Source organism: Wolbachia endosymbiont of Ctenocephalides felis wCfeT, from assembly GCF_012277295.1.
Classification (GTDB): domain Bacteria; phylum Pseudomonadota; class Alphaproteobacteria; order Rickettsiales; family Anaplasmataceae; genus Wolbachia.
In genome coordinates this window covers 1,014,191-1,036,462 of record NZ_CP051156.1, presented here as the reverse complement: position 1 = coordinate 1,036,462, position 22,272 = coordinate 1,014,191, and the positions used below count along the sequence as shown (strand labels likewise).

Annotated in this window: 19 protein-coding genes, 1 rRNA gene and 1 pseudogene; 13 read left to right on the top strand and 8 right to left on the bottom strand. The window is 35.7% G+C overall.

Translation table 11 applies throughout. The annotated features are described in order from the left end of the window. Positions 1-13 precede the first annotated feature (13 nt). Positions 14-1,384, bottom strand: coding sequence for a magnesium transporter (mgtE, locus tag HF197_RS05060; RefSeq protein WP_168464499.1), 1,371 nt, complete (start codon positions 1,382-1,384; stop codon positions 14-16). Positions 1,385-1,535: 151 nt separating this feature from the next. On the opposite strand from mgtE, the gene prfB reads away from it, so the two are divergent. After that, a protein-coding gene (gene prfB, locus HF197_RS05055) for a peptide chain release factor 2 (RefSeq protein ID WP_246168461.1) occupies positions 1,536-2,640 on the top strand; the annotation gives its coding sequence in 2 pieces (ribosomal slippage) (positions 1,536-1,604 and positions 1,606-2,640; 1,104 coding nt in all). Positions 2,641-2,659: 19 nt separating this feature from the next. Here the strand turns inward: prfB and HF197_RS05050 are convergent. Then, the gene (locus HF197_RS05050) at positions 2,660-3,067 is read right to left on the bottom strand and encodes a hypothetical protein (RefSeq protein ID WP_246168459.1); all 408 of its coding nucleotides are present in this window, start codon (positions 3,065-3,067) and stop codon (positions 2,660-2,662) included. Between the two features lie 346 nt (positions 3,068-3,413). On the opposite strand from HF197_RS05050, the gene HF197_RS05045 reads away from it, so the two are divergent. From HF197_RS05045 to HF197_RS05030, 4 genes are all read left to right on the top strand, one after another. Further along, positions 3,414-4,916 (top strand): 16S ribosomal RNA (locus tag HF197_RS05045). Between the two features lie 119 nt (positions 4,917-5,035). Further along, positions 5,036-5,410 (top strand): succinate dehydrogenase, cytochrome b556 subunit, encoded by a 375-nt coding sequence (gene sdhC, locus HF197_RS05040; protein ID WP_168464496.1) that lies wholly within the window; start codon positions 5,036-5,038, stop codon positions 5,408-5,410. Next, the gene (sdhD, locus tag HF197_RS05035) at positions 5,407-5,772 is read left to right on the top strand and encodes a succinate dehydrogenase, hydrophobic membrane anchor protein (RefSeq protein ID WP_168464495.1); all 366 of its coding nucleotides are present in this window, start codon (positions 5,407-5,409) and stop codon (positions 5,770-5,772) included. The genes sdhC and sdhD overlap by 4 nt, the downstream gene beginning before the upstream one ends. 86 nt (positions 5,773-5,858) lie before the next feature. Next, the gene (locus HF197_RS05030) at positions 5,859-7,082 is read left to right on the top strand and encodes a hypothetical protein (protein ID WP_168464494.1); all 1,224 of its coding nucleotides are present in this window, start codon (positions 5,859-5,861) and stop codon (positions 7,080-7,082) included. Between the two features lie 15 nt (positions 7,083-7,097). Here HF197_RS05030 and HF197_RS05025 read toward each other — a convergent pair whose 3' ends face one another. Further along, positions 7,098-8,243, bottom strand: a complete 1,146-nt coding sequence (locus HF197_RS05025) for an aspartate kinase (protein WP_168464493.1) — start codon at positions 8,241-8,243, stop codon at positions 7,098-7,100. Positions 8,244-8,284: 41 nt separating this feature from the next. Between HF197_RS05025 and HF197_RS05020 the strand changes: the two genes are divergently transcribed. From HF197_RS05020 to HF197_RS05010, 3 genes are all read left to right on the top strand, one after another. Beyond that, positions 8,285-8,911 carry a murein hydrolase activator EnvC family protein gene (locus HF197_RS05020; protein ID WP_168464492.1) on the top strand — a complete coding sequence of 209 codons (627 nt, stop codon included), beginning with the start codon at positions 8,285-8,287 and terminating at the stop codon, positions 8,909-8,911. A 13-nt stretch (positions 8,912-8,924) separates the two neighbouring features. After that, positions 8,925-11,555, top strand: coding sequence for a leucine--tRNA ligase (leuS, locus tag HF197_RS05015; RefSeq protein ID WP_168464491.1), 2,631 nt, complete (start codon positions 8,925-8,927; stop codon positions 11,553-11,555). Positions 11,556-11,662: 107 nt separating this feature from the next. Beyond that, positions 11,663-12,418 carry an outer membrane beta-barrel protein gene (locus HF197_RS05010; RefSeq protein WP_168464490.1) on the top strand — a complete coding sequence of 252 codons (756 nt, stop codon included), beginning with the start codon at positions 11,663-11,665 and terminating at the stop codon, positions 12,416-12,418. A 185-nt stretch (positions 12,419-12,603) separates the two neighbouring features. Here the strand turns inward: HF197_RS05010 and HF197_RS05005 are convergent, their stop codons facing one another. Further along, positions 12,604-14,034 (bottom strand): proton-conducting transporter transmembrane domain-containing protein, encoded by a 1,431-nt coding sequence (locus tag HF197_RS05005; protein WP_168464489.1) that lies wholly within the window; start codon positions 14,032-14,034, stop codon positions 12,604-12,606. A 57-nt stretch (positions 14,035-14,091) separates the two neighbouring features. On the opposite strand from HF197_RS05005, the gene HF197_RS05000 reads away from it, so the two are divergent. From HF197_RS05000 to metG, 4 genes are all read left to right on the top strand, one after another. Beyond that, positions 14,092-14,391, top strand: a complete 300-nt coding sequence (locus HF197_RS05000) for an NADH-ubiquinone oxidoreductase subunit NDUFA12 family protein (protein WP_168464488.1) — start codon at positions 14,092-14,094, stop codon at positions 14,389-14,391. After that, the gene (mlaD, locus tag HF197_RS04995) at positions 14,388-14,843 is read left to right on the top strand and encodes an outer membrane lipid asymmetry maintenance protein MlaD (RefSeq protein WP_168464487.1); all 456 of its coding nucleotides are present in this window, start codon (positions 14,388-14,390) and stop codon (positions 14,841-14,843) included. The genes HF197_RS05000 and mlaD overlap by 4 nt, the downstream gene beginning before the upstream one ends. A gap of 103 nt (positions 14,844-14,946) precedes the next feature. Then, positions 14,947-15,321, top strand: coding sequence for a TrbC/VirB2 family protein (locus HF197_RS04990; protein ID WP_168464486.1), 375 nt, complete (start codon positions 14,947-14,949; stop codon positions 15,319-15,321). Between the two features lie 154 nt (positions 15,322-15,475). Next, a complete protein-coding gene (gene metG / locus HF197_RS04985; protein WP_168464485.1) occupies positions 15,476-17,026 on the top strand; it encodes a methionine--tRNA ligase in 1,551 nt (516 codons plus the stop codon). Positions 17,027-17,072: 46 nt separating this feature from the next. Here the strand turns inward: metG and HF197_RS04980 are convergent, their stop codons facing one another. Continuing rightward, the gene (locus HF197_RS04980) at positions 17,073-17,366 is read right to left on the bottom strand and encodes a magnesium transporter (protein ID WP_168464484.1); all 294 of its coding nucleotides are present in this window, start codon (positions 17,364-17,366) and stop codon (positions 17,073-17,075) included. Between the two features lie 40 nt (positions 17,367-17,406). Between HF197_RS04980 and tnpC the strand changes: the two are divergent. Beyond that, positions 17,407-18,767 (top strand): annotated as a pseudogene (gene tnpC / locus HF197_RS04975) (IS66 family transposase). Positions 18,768-18,869: 102 nt separating this feature from the next. On the opposite strand, the gene HF197_RS04970 reads toward tnpC, so the two are convergent. From HF197_RS04970 to argS, 3 genes are all read right to left on the bottom strand, one after another. Next, positions 18,870-19,358: a hypothetical protein gene (locus HF197_RS04970; RefSeq protein ID WP_168464483.1), complete on the bottom strand. Its 489-nt coding sequence runs from the start codon at positions 19,356-19,358 to the stop codon at positions 18,870-18,872. A 161-nt stretch (positions 19,359-19,519) separates the two neighbouring features. After that, entirely contained in the window at positions 19,520-20,392 is an 873-nt protein-coding gene (locus HF197_RS04965; protein ID WP_168464908.1) for an ankyrin repeat domain-containing protein, read from the bottom strand. A 126-nt stretch (positions 20,393-20,518) separates the two neighbouring features. After that, complete coding sequence (argS, locus tag HF197_RS04960; protein WP_168464907.1) at positions 20,519-22,225, bottom strand: arginine--tRNA ligase; 1,707 nt, start codon at positions 22,223-22,225, stop codon at positions 20,519-20,521. Between the last annotated feature and the right edge of the window lie 47 nt (positions 22,226-22,272).

The following is a 22,272-nucleotide window of genomic DNA, read 5'->3' as shown; positions in this document are numbered from 1 at the left end:
AAAGCGCGGGAGCTTAGTTGTTAAATAAGAAAATTGTAGCGAGGCCAAGGAGTATTAAAGCTGAAAGAATATCGGTTGTTGCTGATGTTAGGATTGAGGAAGAAACTGCAGGATCGGCTCTTAAGCGGTAAAGCGTAACAGGAATAAAAGCTCCAATGAACGTTGCAATAATTGACATCATAATCATTGATGCCACAAAAATCATTTCCACCTTAAAACTGTGAAATCTTACTGCCATTACCACTAGTGAAATAGTGGATAAAATTATTCCATTTATCAGGCCTATTAAAAACTCTTTAAATAGTATTCTTTTCGCATTCTGCTCAGTTAAATACTTTGTTGCAATTGCGCGGATGGTAAGTGTGACTGTTTGAGATCCTGCATTACCACTCATTGACATAATTATTGGCATAATTATTGGCAACACAATAAAACTTTCTATTACATGATCAAAAAAGCCGACCACCACAGAGCATATTGTTGCAGCTATAAGGTTGAACAATAGCCAAGGCAGTCTTTTCATAACAGTTCTGTAAATAGGAGCATTAATATCAGTTTTAGACGATACACCACTTATTTTTAATGCATCTTCTTCTGTTTCTTGTTGTACAACTTTTATTACATCTTCAATGAGAATTACCCCTATAATTTTTCCATGTTTGTTTACTACTGGAGCTGATAATAGAGAGTAGTCCTGAAATATTCTTGCTACTTCTTCCTGATCTACTCCGGTTTTTATGATTTTTATTTCTCTATCCATTATCTCCTCTATTACAGTCTCTCCAGAGTGAGATATAACTTTATTTAAATTGAGGTTTCCTATTGGCTCTAGCTTTGAATTGATAACAAAAATTTGGTAAAATTTTTCCGGTATTTTTTTATAGTTGCGCAGAAAGTCTGTCAATTGGTTTAGTGTCCAATAATATGGAGCTATAACCATATCTTTGTGTGTTAACCTCCCTGCACTTTCTTCAGGATATGATAACAACTCCTCTACTGATTTTCTAGTTCTGCTAGGAAGATAATCTAGTATATTTTCCAAAGGCTTTTCATCTAAATCTTTTACTATTGTCACTATATCCTCTATATCAAGAAATGCTAGCAACCTTGCTGCATGTTCTGCTCCTAGCGTTTCTATAATCCTTATCTGCAAATCTGGCACTACGTGCACTAAAGCCTCACTCAATAAGTTATCATTGAGAATGTTGATTAATTTTTCCCGGTGATCATTGATTGCGGTTGATAAAAAATAAGCCAATTGAACACTATCTATCGTCTTTACAATTTTATGAATATTTTCTAGCTCTTGACCATTGATTGATTCTATTAAATCGCTAATAACTTTTTGATCTAAATCGTAGTTATAATTTGTTTCAATATTCATTATTTTACCTTAATTTTTAATAAGCATGCATGCTTGATTATTTTGAACATTAAAGTATAATCAGATTATTTCAAATTAACTACCATATGGTTAAATTTCTATTTTGTGTGCTGTTATTGCTACTAATAGTAAACATATTTAAATCTAAAGTATGACAAAAACTTATTCAGAAATTCTCGCACACTTTCAGGATTTAAGTGAAAGTGTTTCCTTAATTAGGAGGTGTCTTTGACATAGAGAAGTTAAAACTGCGTCTTGAAGAATTAGATTCTCAAGCTGCAGATGATGATTTATGGCAAGATAACCAAAAAGCACAAGAGATCTTAAAGGAACGTTCTAAAATTAAGAATGATGTGGAGTCATTTTTGAAGTTGGAAAGTGATTATAATGATGCCATCAGCTTGATGAAATCTGCTGTTGATGAAAATGATGAAGAATTTTTTTCTGAAGTTGAAAGTGAATTAATAAGAATAGAGAAATTAATTAAATACAAAGAAACAGAATCCTTATTTACCGGTGAGGCAGATAATAACGACTGCTTTTTAGAGATTCACGCAGGAGCTGGAGGTACTGAAAGTAATGATTGGGCAGAGATGCTTATGCGTATGTACGTTAGATGGGCAGAGATTTATCATAATTTTCAAGTTGAGATTGTAGAGAAATTAGAAGGTGATGCAGTTGGTATAAAGTCTGCAACGGTAAAGATTATTGGAGAAAAAGCTTATGGTTGGGCAAAAAGTGAGAGCGGCATTCACAGACTAGTGAGAATATCGCCATTTGATGCAAATGGTAAACGCCATACTAGCTTTGCCAGTGTGGGAGTGACCCCAGTGATTGAGGATTCAATCAATATTACAGTGGATGAGAAAGATTTAAAAATCGACACTTATCGTGCTTCTGGAGCCGGTGGTCAGCATGTGAATAAAACTGAAAGTGCAGTGCGCATTACGCATATTCCAACTGGTGTGGTAGTTCAATGTCAAAATGGTCGCTCACAGCATAAAAACAAAGATGAAGCGTTAAAAATGCTGAAGGGACGTTTATATCAAATTGAACTGGAAAAGAAAGAACAAAAAATGGCTGAGGAATATGGCAAAAAATGCAATATAGGTTGGGGTAATCAAATCAGGTCATACGTTGTGCATCCATACCAAATGGTAAAAGATTTAAGAACTGGACACGAAGTAGGGAATATAAATTCCGTTTTTGATGGTAATATAGACTCGTTTATAATTAGTGTGCTGACTAGTGACTAGCTATAATCAAGAGTAACGCTTAATTGTCGTATATTCTTAACAATTCTTGTGCATTTGCCTTTATTAGAGTAGGGCATTTTCTATCATTTAATAGTGAATGTAGTATCTCCACGGCACCTGTAATATCACTATTGCGTATTTTTGCTATAGCAATAGCTTCTTTACTTGAGTAAGGGTAAACTGAGCTTGATTGTAAATTATTAATTTTGTCATTATCAATTTCATTGTTATTCCGATGGAATGAATTCATTACTTCTAAATATTGTGCTAATTCACGTAAAACATCAGGCACTTCTTTGCCATTTGCTATACTGCTGTAAGTGTGTGCTATGTCTTCTGACGTTGAATTTGAAGTAGCTTGCTCAAAACTTGCCAGATATTTCCAATTTGAGTCTATTTCTTCTAACGGTAACTTATCATCCTTCAAGAACAGCATTCTATAAAACTTGTCACCAGCAACTGTAGATTGTTCTGTATTACTAATATTACTTAACAAATATAGTGCTAACATTGGTAATAATGCAGCTAGAAAAATGTACTTTTTCATGATAAAATGTTTTTAATATGTATATTTTATACATTAATCCTTTTTGATTTGCAAAAACATATTGACAGGGTAATGATATCATATAATAATATCTTCAAAGTTGTTTGAATAGTTGGAGATTAAAATATTTCTAAAAAGTAGAAGTAAAGACAGCAGTATAAAGCTAAATTATTTTTTTGTCGGATTTATCCGATGTACCCTCAACCTATTTATAGGTTGAATTCTTAAATTTGAGAGTTTGATCCTGGCTCAGAATGAACGCTGGCGGCAGGCCTAACACATGCAAGTTGAACGGAGTTATATTGTAGCTTGCTACGATTTAACTTAGTGGCAGACGGGTGAGTAATGTATAGGAATCTACCTAGTAGTACGGAATAATTGTTGGAAACGGCAACTAATACCGTATACGCCCTACGGGGGAAAGATTTATTGCTATTAGATGAGCCTATATTAGATTAGCTAGTTGGTAGGGTAAAAGCTTACCAAGGCAATGATCTATAGCTGATCTGAGAGGATGATCAGCCACACTGGAACTGAGATACGGTCCAGACTCCTACGGGAGGCAGCAGTGGGGAATATTGGACAATGGGCGAAAGCCTGATCCAGCCATGCCGCATGAGTGAAGAAGGCCTTCGGGTTGTAAAGCTCTTTTAGTGAGGAAGATAATGACGGTACTCACAGAAGAAGTCCTGGCTAACTCCGTGCCAGCAGCCGCGGTAATACGGAGAGGGCTAGCGTTATTCGGAATCATTGGGCGTAAAGGGCGCGTAGGCTGATTAGTAAGTTAAAAGTGAAATCCCAAGGCTCAACCTTGGAATTGCTTTTAAAACTGCTAATCTAGAGATTGAAAGAGGATAGAGGAATTCCTAGTGTAGAGGTGAAATTCGTAAATATTAGGAGGAACACCAGTGGCGAAGGCGTCTATCTGGTTCAAATCTGACGCTGAGGCGCGAAGGCGTGGGGAGCAAACAGGATTAGATACCCTGGTAGTCCACGCTGTAAACGATGAATGTTAAATATGGGAAGTTTACTTTCTGTATTACAGCTAACGCGTTAAACATTTCGCCTGGGGACTACGGTCGCAAGATTAAAACTCAAAGGAATTGACGGGGACCCGCACAAGCGGTGGAGCATGTGGTTTAATTCGATGCAACGCGAAAAACCTTACCACTCCTTGACATGGAAATCATACCTATTCGAAGGGATAGGGTCGGTTCGGCCGGATTTCACACAGGTGTTGCATGGCTGTCGTCAGCTCGTGTCGTGAGATGTTGGGTTAAGTCCCGCAACGAGCGCAACCCTCATCCTTAGTTACCATCAGGTCATGCTGGGGACTTTAAGGAAACTGCCAGTGATAAACTGGAGGAAGGTGGGGATGATGTCAAGTCATCATGGCCCTTATGGAGTGGGCTACACACGTGCTACAATGGTGGCTACAATGGGCTGCAAAGTCGCAAGGCTGAGCTAATCCTTAAAAGCCATCTCAGTTCGGATTGTACTCTGCAACTCGAGTGCATGAAGTTGGAATCGCTAGTAATCGTGGATCAGCATGCCACGGTGAATACGTTCTCGGGTCTTGTACACACTGCCCGTCACGCCATGGGAATTGGTTTCACTCGAAGCTAATGACCTAACCGCAAGGAGGGAGTTATTTAAAGTGGGATCGGTGACTGGGGTGAAGTCGTAACAAGGTAGCAGTAGGGGAATCTGCAGCTGGATTACCTCCTTAGGCTTCGTGTATAACTTACTGTTTTTAATAGCAGTGTTGTTGTGCACTATGCTGCTGTCTTTAGTTCTACTTTATTTTAATCTCTCTATTTCAATTTAATTTCCTAGTGATAGAACTTTATGAGTGATAGGCCACTTTCTCCGCATTTACAAATATATAAAATACAGGTTACTACTTTCTTTTCTATTATGCATAGGTTAACAGGTATTTTGTTATTTTTTTTGTTAATAGCATTTTCTTGGCACTTTATATTACATGTTTATTTTCCTAAATTATTTATAGTAAAATATTTAAATATATTGTTATCTACTTCTATTGCTAAATTAGCTTATATTGTATGCTTTATGAGTTTTGCGTATCATTTTCTTAATGGTATTCGTCATTTATTGTGGGATATGGGGTTTAATTTAGAGATTACAGACGTATCAAAAAGTGCCATATTACTAGCAGCTATGCTGCTTTGTTCTACCATAGCATTTATGTTTATTATATGAGTCAGTCAGAAAATTCGGTACATCATTGGTGGAATCAACGTGTTTCAGCGGTGATTTTATTGCTTTTGCTTCCTTGGTTTATTTATTCGTTTTCTTATGCATTTTATAATAATAGTTCTTTGCCTTTTAACGAGAAATTATTGCAAGTTATTCATTACCCTTTAGAGTTATTATTTTTTGTTGTTTTGTTGTTTTGTGTTTTTTGGCATGCAGTTCTTGGGATGCAAGTAGTATGTGAGGATTATATACATAACATACCTTTAAGAGTCTTTACAATAACACTTATAAAATACTTTTCATATATTACTTATATAACTCTAGCTTTCACGCTTTTTTTCTATTATAGGCATATTTTCTTGTAAAATTAGCAATTCTGTGTTAAAATATTATTAGTACATTAGTTCTATTCTTGAGCTATAGTATTTGATAGTAATTGTGGTATTATAATATGTTTGGAGCATTAGTAAACGGGGCATCAAAATTTGTAATTGGAGTAGGAAAGTTTTTTACTTCTGAGGGTGAAGAAAGTTATATCCAAGACTGTAGAGAGGTAATGGTACATGGGGAAAAAAAATGCAAATTTCCAAAAAATTATAAACAAATTGTAGGATCTGGAAGCATTAGAGAAAAAAAAGATACCAGGTGGAATGTTATAAAAGATGAAAATGGAAATCCTGTATATGAGCTTTTGTATGGTGGCAATGTTTATAACCTAGCTTTTATGACCAAAGCTGGCAATAAATCGTATTTTACTATTGAATTTCCAAAACTTAACAAATCAACAGACAATTACGAAGAATTCTATAAGCCGTTTGGATTTTCAAGATTTGATCTTAGAACACATACACCAGTTTTTGAGGTTGACACTAGTACTAATCCACCGAAATTAGTAGGTTCTGATAAAAAAGATGGGAAAGGTAGGAATGGTGAGCAGTTATATACCACTAGATACAAGTGGGGAGTTACCAGAATGATGCAGATCATTGATCATGAGGGTAATTTGGAGATAGATAAAAGTCTTATATCTGTTCCATTAGTTTTTGCTTCAGTTTTAGTTAAAAAGATTGTTAATGGGTTAACTTATCTTCCTATGAAGCTAGGAGAATATTTAATAGAGAAAGAAAATCCAATTGCGAAATTTTTTGGTTATGTTTTATTCACTCCTGCAGCAATAGTGAAAGGCGCAGTAAACATAGTAGCTGCTATAATTAGGTTTCCGATTTTATTATTTGTAGCAGACAAGGAAAAATATGCTGATTCTTATTTCACTCAATTTAATCATCAATTGAAAGAGTGTTGGAAAGAAATAAAAAGTGATTGTGGTGTTATTGTAAATGGAAAAAGAGCAGACCTGAAAGATGAAGAAAATCCAAAACTGAAAGACAAAAGATATCCGGAAGCTTCTATCTCTGGTACATGGGATGAGCTTAATGATCAGAGAAAGGAAGCTAAAAAGGACTTAAAGAAATGGGTCAATAAACATAAAGTATCTAGTGAAACAATATCACCTGTTTCACCAGGTAAGGGAGGTAAAGCAGCTAGTGAAACACTAAAACCTAACCTGCAACAAGGTGCTAAAGTTTCCCGATCTGATCCGCAACAAGGTACTGAATCTTTTGTTAATAGAACGGGGGGCGGACAAAATGGACCGCGAGGTCATAGAAGATTGTAAGGAAGTGTGCAAAACTCAACCTGTGCAGCTATCAAGCCCATATTCAGTATGTAAGTCCCTAACTAGGTCTTCAGCGTATTTTTTTTGAACGATGATGCTGATTTTGATTTCAGACGTAGAAATAGCAAATATTTCTATACTTCTTGTACTTAAAATTTTGAGTGTATGGTGCATAATTTCAGAAACACCAACACCAATTATTGAAATTTTAGCGATATCATCGTTTATGATATGTTTGTTTAATAGCTTTTTAGCTGAATCGATGTAAAGCTTAGAGATTACAAAGCTGGATCCACTGATAATGTCAATTTTAATGTTTGCTTCTGTAATCTCCTTTAAGGTGTGCAAAGTAAGGTGAGTTAAAGTAACTAGAGCTACGTTAGTGTTGCAAGTTATGCCAGTGATTGAATGCTTTTCCAATATATCGCTTTCGTGTAATACTGCAGTGCCTTTTGCTTTTTTAAAAGTAGATAGCACTTGCACTTCTATATTGTGTTGCATTGCAAGCTGTATCGAACGGTTGTGTAATATTCTAGCACCAGACGACGACATTTCCAACATTTCATTATAAGAGATAGAGTGAAGCTTACGCGCCTTGGGAACGATTTTTGGATCCGCTGTGTATATTCCATCAATGTCAGTGAAAATTTCACAAACTTTAACACCAAAGACCACAGCCAAAGCAACTGCTGATATATCAGAACCGCCTCTGCCAAAAGTAGTTATCCTACTGCTGTTTATACCCTGAAAACCAGCGATGATGGCAACGCTATAGCCTTCAGCGAAAGATCTCTTTAAATTTTCAGTTTTTATTGTTTTTATTTTAGAGTGAGAATAAGAATCGTCAGTTAAGATGGGTAATTGCCAGGCAAGCCAGGATTTAGCACTAATACCGATAGATTGCAGAGTAATTGCCAACAATCCGCATGAAATTTGCTCTCCTGCTGAAAGTGTGACATCATATTCTGACAGCTCTTGTTTGCAGCTTAAATTTGAAATTTTCTTCGCTTGAAGTGCCATTTGGTCAGTGAATCCTGCTGTAGCAGATACAATTACGATTACATTTTGGCCTTTATCAACGTCGTTCTTGATTAAACTTGCAACTCTATTTAGATCAGTTAGGGAAGTTCCACCAAATTTTTTTACAATTACGTTGCTCATGATTACAATATAACTTTCTTTGTGTATAAGAGATAGTTTTTATGTGGCGCATAGCTTTGTTTTTGATATTATTAGCAGTATTAGTAAGCTGTGGCCTGCAAAAGCCTGCACCCGTATTGCTTAAGGGTGAGGAGTTTTACGGAAGAAGAGATCTGGAAGATACTAGAGAATACGTTTTGATCAAAGAAGATGTTGTTCCTTCAGAGAAAAAAGAAAATAGAAAAATTACTGTAAATAAGGTATACAATAATAGTGATAATGCAAAAAGTGCAGAAATTAATAAAGTGAATTGCAAGTTTATCATGCCAATTAAGGGTGCAGTATCATCAGCTAAATCATCTGACGAAACATGTAAGGATGGTATAAAAATTGCTGCTCAAAGCGGAACAAACGTGGTTGCTTCAGCAGCAGGTAAAGTTATATATGTAGGTAAGGGATTAAGATGGTATGGAAACTTAATTATAGTGGAGCATAAAGATAATTATATGACTGTGTATTCTTACTTAAAAAACATAAATAATGTTGAAATTGGTGATAAGGTGAAGCAGGGTCAAGTAATTGGATCTGCAAGTAAGTTAAGCGCGCAAGATAAAAACCCACAAATGTGCTTTACAATAAGGCATAACGGTCAAGCAGTTGATCCACTGCTGCATGTAAGCTGTAGTTAAATTAGATTGATATATGAAATACGACTTTAAAAGTGTTGAAAAATTCTATCAAGAAAAATGGAACTTTTCTGTAGATAAAAATAGCAATCAAGAAAAATGCTATGTTCTGGAAATGTTCCCATACCCATCTGGTAAAATCCACATGGGGCACTTGCGTAATTACGCAATAGGTGACGTAATAGCACGCTACAAAAGAGCTTGTGGATTTGATGTTTTGCATCCAATTGGCTGGGACGCATTTGGGCTACCCGCTGAAAATGCAGCAAGAGATAACAATATTAATCCTGAAACTTGGACGAAAGAAAACATAGGTAATATGCGTATGCAGTTGAAGTCTATAGGCCTGTCCTATGATTGGGATCGTGAGCTTGCAACATGTGATCCTGATTATTACAAACATGAGCAAAAGTTCTTCCTGGATTTTTTAAAGCATGGAATTGCCTATAGAAAAGAATCGTGGGTTAATTGGGATCCAGTGGATGAAACAGTGCTGGCAAATGAGCAAGTGGTAGATGGCAAAGGATGGCGATCAGGTGCGATAGTTGAAAAGCGTAAATTGTCCCAATGGTTTTTAAAAATTACTGATTTTGCTGAGGATTTACTTGGGTGTCTGAAAGGTTTAGAAAATTGGCCAGAAAAAGTCAAAACAATGCAAGAGCGCTGGATAGGGAAATCAGAGGGTGCAACTATAGAATTCGATATAGTAGGCCTAAATAAAAAGCTAAAAATTTTTACTACTTATCCTCACACGTTATTTGGGGCTTCTTTCTGCGCAATTGCACCAGAGCATCCAATTGTACAAGATATTAAACAGCAGTCTGTTGCCCAAGTAACTGACACTGAAATCCAAGAAATAATGTTAAAAAAAAAGAGTGATGAAAAAATAGGAGTTTACACTGGAATAAACGTTAAACATCCATTCCTTGATAAAGAACTGCCACTTTATATAGCAAGCTTTGTATTGATGGAATACGGTGAAGGTGCAATTTTTGGCTGCCCTGCTCATGATCAACGTGATTTCGAATTTGCAACAAAGTACGGTTTGCCGATCATTCCGGTAGTTTCTCCATTTACTTCTGATGTCATTCCAGTGCGTGATGCTGAAATCCAGTATGATGGATCACAATGTCAAACTACTCAGGTGACGAGCGTAGAGGTATTAAAAGAAGCATATACCGGTGACGGAGTAATGTTAAACTCTGGATTCTTAAATGGACTAGTGGTAAATGATGCAAAAGAAACAATGCTCAAAAAACTCGAGGAAAAAAGAATCGGCAAAAAAACAATTAATTATCGCCTACATGATTGGGGAATTTCACGGCAACGCTATTGGGGATGCCCTATTCCTATTATATACTGCAAAGATTGCGGAACTGTTCCAGTACCAGAAAAAGACCTGCCTGTAGTGCTACCAACTGATGTGGAATTTAAAAGCGGTGGCAATCCCATTGATCATCACCCCACTTGGAAGCTTGTAGACTGCCCAAAATGCGGGAAACAAGCAGAACGTGAGACAGATACATTGGATACTTTTTTTGAATCTTCTTGGTATTTTGCTGCATTTTGTAGCGACAATAAATCTATCGATAAAGCTGCATGTAATCGTTTCATGCCTGTTGATTATTACATAGGTGGAATAGAGCATGCAATTTTGCATTTGCTTTATTCACGGTTTTTCTGCCGCGCTTTGATTAAGTGTGGCTATTTTGACATTAAAGAGCCATTTTCTACTTTAATCACCCAAGGAATGGTCTGCCATGAAACTTACAAAGATGAAAACAGCAAATGGTTATTTCCTGAAGAGGCCAAAGAATTAATAGCACAAGATGCAAAGGTTCAGATAGGAAAAGTTGAGAAGATGAGTAAGTCAAAAAAGAACACAGTTGATCCAAATTTTATTATAGAAAAATATGGTGCTGACACTGCTCGTTTGTTTGTACTATCTGACACCCCACCGGAGAAAGATATGGAATGGTCCGATGATGGAGTGGAAGGTTGTTCACGCTATATACATAAACTTTGGCGTATGGTGATGCAATTAAAACCTATTGCAATCCTAGAGGCTTCAATTTTGTCATCCCAGTGCTACGACACTGGGATCCAGAAAAAAGATGCATGTATTCCAGCGTCACGCTCTGGAATAACATCGAACCAAAATGTTACAGGCAAACTTTTAGAGTATAGGAAAAAAATACATAAACTTTTACACGAATTAACCAATGACTTGGAACATTGCAGATTAAATTGTGCAGTGGCAAAATTCCGTGAAATGACAAATTTAATAGCTGAAATAGATGTAGAAACTGGTAAATCTGTAATTGATGAAGGTATATGCATACTAATTAGAGTAGTAGAGCCATTTATGCCGCATTTAGCTGAGAATCTGTGGCAAGAAGTAGGAGGTGAAGGTATGCTATGTATGCAGCCTTGGCCAAAGGCTGATGAATCACTTCTGGCTGATGATACGGTAACTATAGCAGTGCAAGTTAACGGAAAATTGCGTACAACAATTAAAGTGGCAATGAATTTACCCCAGGAAGAGTTAAAGAAAACGGCGATAGGGTCTATGTCTGGTAAAATTGATCAGGACAAAGTTCGTGCTGTCTACACTGTACCAAACAAAATAGTAAATATAGTAATATAAGACAATTTAGTAGCAAATCTATCCATAATTTGACAGTACAATTATATCATTTTTAATATAAAACATGTATATTTGTACATTATCATATTTTTTATATGGAGAATTGTATGAAAATGAAGAGATTATTTACTTTGGCTGTACTGCTTGCCTCATCTCTGGCATCAGCTAAACCTGCTCCAACAAATGTTAAAGCAGGTTTAAAGGAACAGTATTATGCAGGCGTAAACTTAGGTGCTGGTATGGATGGTAATAAGGACATTATGGTCAATCCTGGTATCGTTGGTGGTTATCACTATGATGACAACTCTAAACTTGAACTTGAGATCATGGGACGGGTGGGTAATGTCACTAAAAAAGGGGAAGACAAAACAGTAGGAGCTAACATAATGTTCAACTATTGTTATTACCCTGAGCTTGATACTAAACCTGTGCAATTGTACGTTAGTGGAGGTATAGGAGGGTGTTTACAAATAATGCCTTCTCTTGGCATTTGTTCAAATAGTGGTGGAGGAAAAACAGGTGGTGGTACAGAAGCTGGTGGTGGAGACTCAGGTACTGTAGACCCAGCGGGAGGTGGTGGTAACGACCAAGACAAAGCTCCCCCTCCGAATGAGAATACAGAAGAACAATCTAATGTACAATCAGCTCCAATGCTAGCTACATACGCAGCTGAAACTGATGTAAGTATGATAGATAAGATATTAAATACTGTTGCCTGGAAAGTTAAGCTCGGTGTTGAGTATGAAATCAATAAGCAGATAGTTGTTGCTGGTGGAGTAATGGTAGAGGGAACTTTAGCTATCATAAAAGCACCAAAGCTGCCAGCAGTGGTTGGTGATATAGGAGTACGCTATAATTTCTAATATATTGATATTATAGCTTTTCCTATAATCTAATCTGCTAGCGTTTGATTTAGGTGCTGCTTGATGTATTCTGCAAGTACTTTTGGGTCTATTTTTCTGATGAAGTGACCATTTCTTGGCCGATTCAGACTTTCTCAACAGCTTTTTTTTAGCCATAAAATACATTGAAGCTATTGTGAGAAAAATCAAAAGGATAACTTGCCAATTACTAATCTAATTGGATTACTATATATCCCAGTTATTATTGTTAAAGCTGCCATAAATAGCAAACAGATGATCATGGGTAATGGCACGTTGCTGGCCTGCTGAGCAGCCATACCATTTTCAAAGTACACTTTCTCTATCATTTTCCACATATATACTAAAGCAAAAAAAGAACCAATGGCAAACACTGAAAGCGAAACCCATGCGTGCGATTCTGTAATAGCTCGCATTATATACCATTTGCTGATAAAGCCATTTGTGAGTGGAACTCCGATTAATGCAAAGCTGAGCAGAGTAAGTGCAAATGCTGTGTAAGGCATAGTATTTCTTAATCCTGACAAAGTTTCTATTTTCGTTTCATTAAATTGATAGGCAATACACCCTACAACCATGAATAAAGATGTTTTTATTAAACTATGGTTTATTATGTGTAAAACCGCTGCTGTTGGTGAGTTAAGACTTAGTGCTAAAATTATATAACCGATTTGACTAACGCTAGAATGAGCAAGCAGTCTTTTTATGTCTTTTGCAGTTATTGCAAATATTGATCCAAATATAATAGCACACAGTGCAAGAACAGCCATAACACTACTTAATGGCAAGAAAAAATTCTGCCGAAAAACAGTGTAAAAAATTCTGATTAGAATATATACCATCACTTTAGTTACCGTTCCTGAAAAGAATACGCTAACAAAGCTTGGTGCTTCGCTGTACGCATTGACCAACCACCTGCTGAGTGGAAATAGTGCCATTTTTATTGCAAGCCCAGTAAAAATAAATAGTGTACCAAGTCTGATAATATTATTACCGTATAACTGCGTTATTCTCTCTGCCATATCAGACATGTTTAGCGTTCCAGTCATGGAATATAGCAATCCAATGCCAAGTAGATAAAAAGTTGCACCTATTGTTCCACTAATTAAATATTCAAATGCCGCTGTCAGAGCTTTTTTATCTTTACCCATTGAAACAAGCACATAAGAAGAGAGAGAGGAGATTTCCAAAAAAACATAAATATTAAATATGTCGTTGGTGACCAAGATTCCCAAAAGTCCACTGAGACATAGTAAAAATAGAGAGTAAAAACCAGTTATTTTATTTTCACTTATCTCCTTTTCATTGATGTGAAAACCATAAAGCACGCTAATTAGTGCTATAAAATTCACCAAAGTTAAAATCAAGGAATTTAATAGGTCAATTCTTAATTCTATTCCATATAGAGGAGACCAATTTCCAAGGTGATAAGTTATAATTTTGCCGTTATATGTTTTAACAAGTAATATTGATGAAATGATAAGAGCAATCGTTACTGCAATAAAAGAAATAGACCAAGATGTTCTGTGTTTTTTTGTAAGAAAACAGAACATAGATGCAATAATTGGTATAATAACTTGCAAAATTGGTAATTGCATTAAATTGTTGTTAGTGAAAGTATTATTATATATAATACTTCTTGTTTTAATACCCTTATGTTACCTAAAGTTTGTAGACGCTGGTTCCGAAAAGAAGATAAGTTTGTAGGAAAGGATGAAAATGGAAATTCTTACTACGAATCAAATGAAGGGAAAAGATGGGTAAAATATAGCAAGATTTTCGAACCTACAACCGTTTCTCCAGAGTGGCACATATGGCTTCACTATACCGATGATACAGTGCCAGCTAATAGTACAAAGCATACTCATAATTTAACAGGTACAGAACATGCATATTATCCAAACCAAAAAGTAAAAGATTACTATGAAAGCTGGAATCCTAATAATGAGAAATGAAAAGGTCAAATGTAATTGAAATATCAGCTGGATTCTTTGTATTAATTTTTACTGTTTTTCTAGTTTTTTTTGCGCTTGATAAGTTATCTTACATAAAGAAAAATTATAAAGATTGTTATAAAATTTATGGTCTTTTTGCCAATGCTAACGGCATACAAGCTGGTGACAATGTTAAGATATCTGGTGTGGAGGTTGGCAGCATAATCAGCGTATCGCTTGATAAATCTGCTTACATGGCACGAATTAATATGTGTATAAGTAAAGACATTAAATTACCAGCTGATAGCTCAGCACTAGTTACCAGTAGTGGAATTATTGGTAGTAAATTTATTAATATATCACCAGGATCAGATGCTAAGCTAATTTTAAATGGTGGCAAAATAGAACACACTCAAGCCGAAGCTGCAGTGGGTGGGTTAATGGATAAAATCCTTGGCATGTTCATGAAATAACGGCCTGCTATAGGTCTTATGACACAATCAGCATTTCCACTTTTACTTAAATTTAACCAAAGTCATAGATAATCTGACATAAACAAATTGTCTGAGGTGTGTGATGAAAAAATTTCTTTTACTTATAGTGTTAATTTTCTCCTTTACGTTTGATGCACATGCTGATGAAACGGCAGGAGTAATATGTAAAATAGTAGGCTATATTAACGACTTGGGTGGGCCAATGATTACAATAGTGATAATTGGTGCAGCTTTACTTGCCATATTTGGTAGAATGCCTTGGCCAGCACTATTCGCGTTAGGTGCGTTCACCGCCGTATTTTTTGGTGCTCCTAAGATTGTAACAGCAATTACAGGACATGAAACATGTAAAACATGTGGTGCTAACCAAGATTATGTACTTATAAACGGTAGTGGTACATGCAAAGCTAAGTGTACTCGAGGTCAAACACGTAACGTGGACGGAAATTGTGCGTAAGGGAGTATTGAGTGAGGAAATGGTGCTTTTTAACTTAAAAGTAACATATCTTTTAGTTGAGAGTGATTTTCACTCTCAACTTTCTCTCACTTCCCATTATAGTAATTGAACTCTGCCGCTAGCACATATACAATAGAGCTTTAAACACTGAAAAATGAAGCAATTTGATAATCTTTACATTACCACACCTATATATTATGTAAATGATAAGCCGCACATTGGTCACGCATATACTTCTCTTTTATGCGATGTTACAGCAAGATTTATGAAGCTAGCTGGAAAAAGTGTCAAGTTTACTACAGGCACAGATGAACATGGACAAAAGATTGAAAAAGCAGCTAAAGCAAAGGGAATACAGCCAAAGGAATTTACGGATAGAGTGAGTACTTCATTTAGAGAGTTGGCTAAATTCATGAATTTTCAATATGACGATTTTATTCGCACTACTGAAGAACGCCATGAAAAAGCAGTGACAGCTTTATGGAATAGGCTAGAAGAAAGAGGGCAAATATATTTGGATTCTTATTCTGGGTGGTATGTAGTTCGTGATGAAGCATTTTATCAAGAATCAGAACTGATAGATGGTAAAGCACCAACGGGTGCTGAAGTTGAGTGGGTAAAAGAAGAGAGTTACTTCTTTCGCTTATCAAATTGGCAAGATAAGTTGTTGGAACTATATACAAACCAACCTAACTTTGTCTTTCCTGAGAGTAGAAAAAATGAGGTAATATCGTTTGTCAAGTCAGGACTGACTGACCTTTCAATTTCACGTACGAGTTTTAGTTGGGGAATAAAAGTACCTGGTAATGATAAGCATGTAATTTATGTCTGGATAGATGCACTTACTAATTATGTAACATCAATAGGCTTTCCTAATGCAGAAGATAAAGAATACAAGCAATTTTGGATCAATAATGACTCTTTCAATGTCCATGTTATTGGCAAAGATATACTGCGCTTTCACGCTGTATATTGGCCAGCAATTCTCCTTGCAGCAGATTTGCCACTGCCAAAACAAGTTGCAGTTCATGGTTGGTGGTTAAATGAGGGAGAAAAAATATCTAAGTCGTTTGGTAATGCGATAGATCCAATTGGCTTAGCTACAGAGTTTGGCGTTGATCAACTGCGTTATTTTCTCCTAAGAGAAGCAAGCTTTGGTCAGGATGGCAATTTTAGTAAAAAAAATATGGTAAGCTGCATAAACTCAGAGCTTGCAAACAATATAGGTAATTTAGTCCAAAGGACAGTTTCATTTTTGCATAAACAATGCTCTGGTGTTGTTCCAATTGTCGATAAAAATCTACTCAAAAATGAAGAAAGTCTTCCTGATTGTAATGCAATAATCGATCAAGTTATGAATCACCTTACAAAGTATGAGTTTAATTACATTATACTTTTAATTATTAATATCTCCTCTGAAGCTAATGCTTACATAGACAAAAGCGCACCTTGGACATTAAGCAAAACTGACAAAGAACGTATGAATTTAGTAATTTACAAGTTATTAGAATACATAAGAATAATCGGCATTTTACTACAACCAATCGTGCCGAAATCAGCAGAGATGATACTCAATCAATTGCAAATTCCAAAAGAAAAACGAGATTTAAAGTCTTTATGTAGTGCATGCCTAAGTTCAGGCATAATATTACCTAAACCAACACCGGTCTTCTTGAGGTTTGATGCTGAAATAGTTGATTTATAGTACAAAAGAGCCCTATAAACTCCAGTTATGGATTGTTTGGTAAGGGTCAGGAAGTGGGCGATTCTAGCTGACTTGCACCAACATTCTCCACTCTAGGGCTAGTCATATATTTACCAACACCAGCAATAGCACCTGATACAACTCCAGCACCTATAGCTATACTAACAGCTTCTGGTAATAAAGCTAAAGAGAAAGCGAAGTAACAAATGCAAAAAGTTAACACTGCCACTGCAGTTCCTATAATAACACCTATTACAATTGCTTTATTTATATAAGCCTGTTTTAAGTCCTCTTTCCCTTTGTATCCATTCAGCCGGGCGGTAAAATAAAGAGTAGACAAGGAATGCTAAAAAGGTAAACTAGAGTGGCTGTGAGGTAATATGGTTGATCTTTTAGAATTTTGCGAAAGTTTAAGCAGACTATAGAAAAGTTAGAAACAAAAATAGAAGAGCTTAAAGCAGAAAATAAAGCGCTAAGGATCGAAAACGCTGAGTTAAAAGAAAGGCTTGGCTTAAGTTCAAAAAATTCATCTATACCAAGCTCCAAAGAATTATATAAGATGAGGGAAAATAAGCCAAAAAGTGACAGGAAAGTAGGAGCACAGGTTGGACATAAAGGCAGTTACCGCCCTAAAATGGAGGCAGATGAGATGGTAAAAATAGAACTGCCCAATACGTGTGAGTGCGGAGGAGAAATTGCGGTATCAAAAGATCCGTATACTCATCAAAAGGTCGATTTGTCGGAAATCAAGCCGTATGTAGTTGAATATCAACTAGAGCATGGACGTTGCAAAAGATGTGGAAAAAGAAAAAGTAGCAAGCTACAAGAAGGAGTAACTGCGGACACATTTGGTCCAAGAGTTAAGTCAGTAATTACAGCATTAAGTGGATTTTACAAGAATTCGAAAAAAGAAGTGGCAAATATTATAAAGGACATTTTCAACCTGGATATCAGCGTCGGTAGTGTATCAAATAGCGAGGCTAGAGTGGCAGAAAAATGCCAAGAAGCATATGAGCAAATTGAGGAAGAGGTAAGCAAGAGCAAAATTTTACATATCGATGAAACTAGCCATTACAACAAAGGTAAACAGGGCTGGTGCTGGATGTTTGCGAGCAAAATAGGAAGTGTGATCAAATTGACAGAGTCAAGAGGGATGAAAGTCCTGGAAAATAGTAAATTTGGAAAGAATAACAACCTAGTAGTGACCGACAGATATGCAGCTTACAACTACTTTTCCAGCAAGAAAAGGCAGGTCTGTTGGGCACATTTAGCAAGAGATTTTGAAAGGTTGTCTCATAGTTGGAATAGCGAAGTGAAAGTTTTGGGGTATTATTTAAGGAATGTTGCTACTGAATTATTTGCATTGAAAAAAGCTCTGTTAAAGGATGAAATAGACACATTAAGGTTCATAAGAAGAGCAAGAAAATTATGCAAGCGAACGAGATATTACTTAAAGAATATATCAAATTTACCCGAGGCAATTGGAGCGTCTCGAGTAGCAAAAAATATCATGAAATCGGATCTGATGATGTGGAAATTTTTGGACGATCCAGAAAATATTCCACTGACAAACAACTATGCTGAGCGACAGATTCGGCATTACGTTGTTTACCGAAAAGTTTCATATTTTACACAATCGAAACGGGGAAATATGTTTCTTGAGAGGATAATTTCATTGTACTTGACTTGGAGGCAAAAGAAGTTAAATCCTTTTCAAAACCTACTGGCTATTGCTTCTTAAGCCATACACCTGAATGGATACCCTCAAAAAGACTTGCTTGACGATATTTATCAATACAAATTTTTCAATAAATATATCAAACAAGTACAGGAAATTACAAGTCTATTTGCCATGATCATGCGATGTGGATGGTACACTTACTTCTTCCATGTTTGTCTTTAGTTGTTCAGTTTGCACTCTCTTTACAGGTAATTTGTGACTAGGATTATTTAGTACTCTCTTAGCTAAACCCTTGTTAATTGCTGACAATAATTTATCTGCAAATTTATCATTACCTTTACCCCTCTCTTTATCTATTAAAGATATTGCACTCTTTCTATGACCATCTTCTTTATATGGATCAGCACCAAACATTATTACTCTTGATATCATATTTAAATAATTTTGTTTAGATCTATCCTTTATTTGACGAGATTTGTAAAACGAATCAATGTACAATTGAATCAAATAAGTTAATGCGCTTTTTCCAATATTTCTTCTATTTTTTGTACTTGAATCGAATTTTTTTGTACCATTAATATCTCCTCCTTTACTTATTAAGTCACTAATCTGTTCATTAGTTTTGTCACGTGTGCACGCTGCTCTGAACAATTTATTAGTAGCTATTTGTTTTGCTGCTGCACTTTCTAAAAGTTCTTTTGCACTTCCTTGAGCAAGATCAGCTGGAGTTCTACCATTACTATTTGCTAATAATGGATTAGCTCCACAATTAAGCAGATGCTCGATTTTTGATATATTGCCCTAATAAGCAGCTAGATGTAAAGAGGTGTTCCTAGCTTACCTTCTTCTATTTCTATGTTTGTCTCTGTTTGTTCAGTTCGCATTTTCTTTGCAGATGCTTCTAACCATTCAAGTTTTAATTTTCTCTTTGCTTTCTTTCTTCTCTCATCAACAGTATTTATCATTGCACTTGACAAACCTTTTTTTATTTGGCCCTCGGGTAACGCTGCAATTATAGACAATGCACTATTTCCATAATCATCTTGTCTACCTGGATCAGCGCCACACATTACTATATTCCTTATAGATAACAACTTCTGTTTTATCGTATTTTTCTTGTAATTATTCTTGCTTAAGAGTGTTATGAAAAAAGTTAATATGTTATAGCCATGATATTTTTTTGTATAATCTTTTGCGGTAGCATTAATATCTGCTCCATTGCTTAATTGTACTTCAATATCTTTCTTAGTAATACTAGGCACAGAAGCATAAGCAAATAACTGATTAGTAGCTTCTTGTTTTTTTGCACTTTCTAACAGTCGTTTTGCACTTCCATTAGCAAAATCAGCTGGAGTTTTACCTTCATAATTTTTCAATAACGGATTAGCTCTATAAGCAAGCAGAGAATTGATTATTGACATATCGTCCTGACCTGTAGCTACATGTAGAGGGGTATTTCCTAATCTATCTTGCTTATTAACGCTTGCTTTACATTGTAATAGAAAGTCCAAAATTAACAAATAATTTAGCGTATAGCCAGCAGCAACATAATGTAAAACTGTTAGTCCCGCATCATCTGTTTTATTTATATTTGCTCCATTGAATAAAAGTTTTCCTACCTTCGCTATATCTCCTCTAATTGCACAATAATGCAGAGGATATTTATGTTCATATCTATTATCCATAACTTATCCCTTAAAATTTCAGTATTGCAATATAGAAGTTAAGAATGCGTTAATATTTAATTCTTATGTAAAATGCTTAACATAAAAGTTAAAATTGGAGTTTGGTGACAAGTGAGCAATTTTAATTTATTTCATCTCCTCAAGAGGTTTAATGTTAAAGACCGAGAGTGCAGAGGCAATCACATGCGCTAAGGCCTGAACTAAAAACATTCTTGCAGCAGTAAGGTCCAAATTATCTTCTAGTATGAATCGCATGTTGAGATCGTTTTTACCGTATCCCCATAAAGCGTGGAAAGCTTCTGCAACTTCCAATAAATAAAAAGTAATTCTGTGCGGCTCACAGAGTCTTGCTGAGATTTCCACTACATCTGGCCATTTTGCTAGAGTTTTTATTAAGAATAGCTCTCCTTCAGTTTTTAAGAGTGCAGGGTTTACACTTGGAAGATCTTTTGGTGCATTGCGCATTAATGAGTGAGCACGTGCATGAGCATATTGGACATAAAAAATAGGATTATCTTTTGATTGCTCCTTAACTTTAGCAAAATCAAAATCAAGAACCATATCATTCTTGCGTGTTAACATTATAAAACGAGTAATGTCTTTACTCACTTCTTCCACCACATCTCTTGCTGTTAGGAAAGTACCTGATCTCTTAGACATCTTTACAGGCTTTCCATCCTCAAGAAAATTCACAATATTATGAAGTCTCACTTCTATTTTTGCTTGATTATCACTTAGCGCGTAAACAACTGCTTTGAGTCTTTTAATATAACCACCATGGTCACTACCAAGTTCAACGATCATATTATTAAAACCGCGTGATATTTTATCAAAATGGTAAGCAATATCCGAGGCAAAGTAGGTCCAACTGCCATCTTCTTTTTTCAGTGCACGATCAACATCGTCACCGAACTGTGTGGCACGAAATAACAATTCTTTTCTGGCAATCCAATTTTCATTTTCCTTGCCTTTTGGTTTCTCTAAATATCCCTCATATACCAAACCTTTATCAGACAGCATCTTAATGCTTTCTTCAATTTTGCCACTTTTTTGCAGCTCATATTCTGAAGTAAAAACATCGTGACTTACTCCAAGCAAATCCAGATCTTCCTTTATAATGTTTAATATAAAATCTAAAGTAAAATCTCTAATTACTTGATTATTTTGATTGTTTAAAAGCTCCTTACCATATTTTTTAGCTAGCTCTTCCCCTATGGGCTTTAAATATTCACCGGGGTATAATCCTTTTTCGATACTGATTTGTTCTCCTAGCGCTTCTTTGTACCTAAGATACACTGACTTTACCAGCGTATCTATCTGTACACCAGCATCATTAATATAGTACTCTCTAGTGACATTATAACCAACTTTTTTCATTAAATTTGCCAGAACATCACCAAATATAGCTCCTCTTGCATGACCAATATGCATCGGACCAGTTGGGTTTGCGGAGACAAATTCAACATTTAGCGCCTGGTTGTTTCCTATGTTCAAAGTGCCAAATTCTGTTTTTAGCTTGTTTATCTGCTCTAAAATGCCATGCCAAACTTCTGTGTTTAAATGCATATTGATAAAACCAGAGCCCGCTATTTCTACTTTTGCTACTTCATTAAAAAGCTCAAACTCTTTAGCTAAAACCTTTGCAATTTCTATGGGATTTTTTTTTTCATGCTTTGCAAGCACCATAGCAACGTTTGTATAAATATCACCATGTGCCCTATTACTTGGCTGTTCCACAATGAAATTTGTTGCACTTGTACTTATAACATCTTTCTGCTTCAATTCATCCAATTTACTTGAGATCAAAGCAAAGACTTGCTTGAAAATATTCATCAACAAAATTCATGAAAACCTGCAGTAAATATAGCAAATAAGCGCAG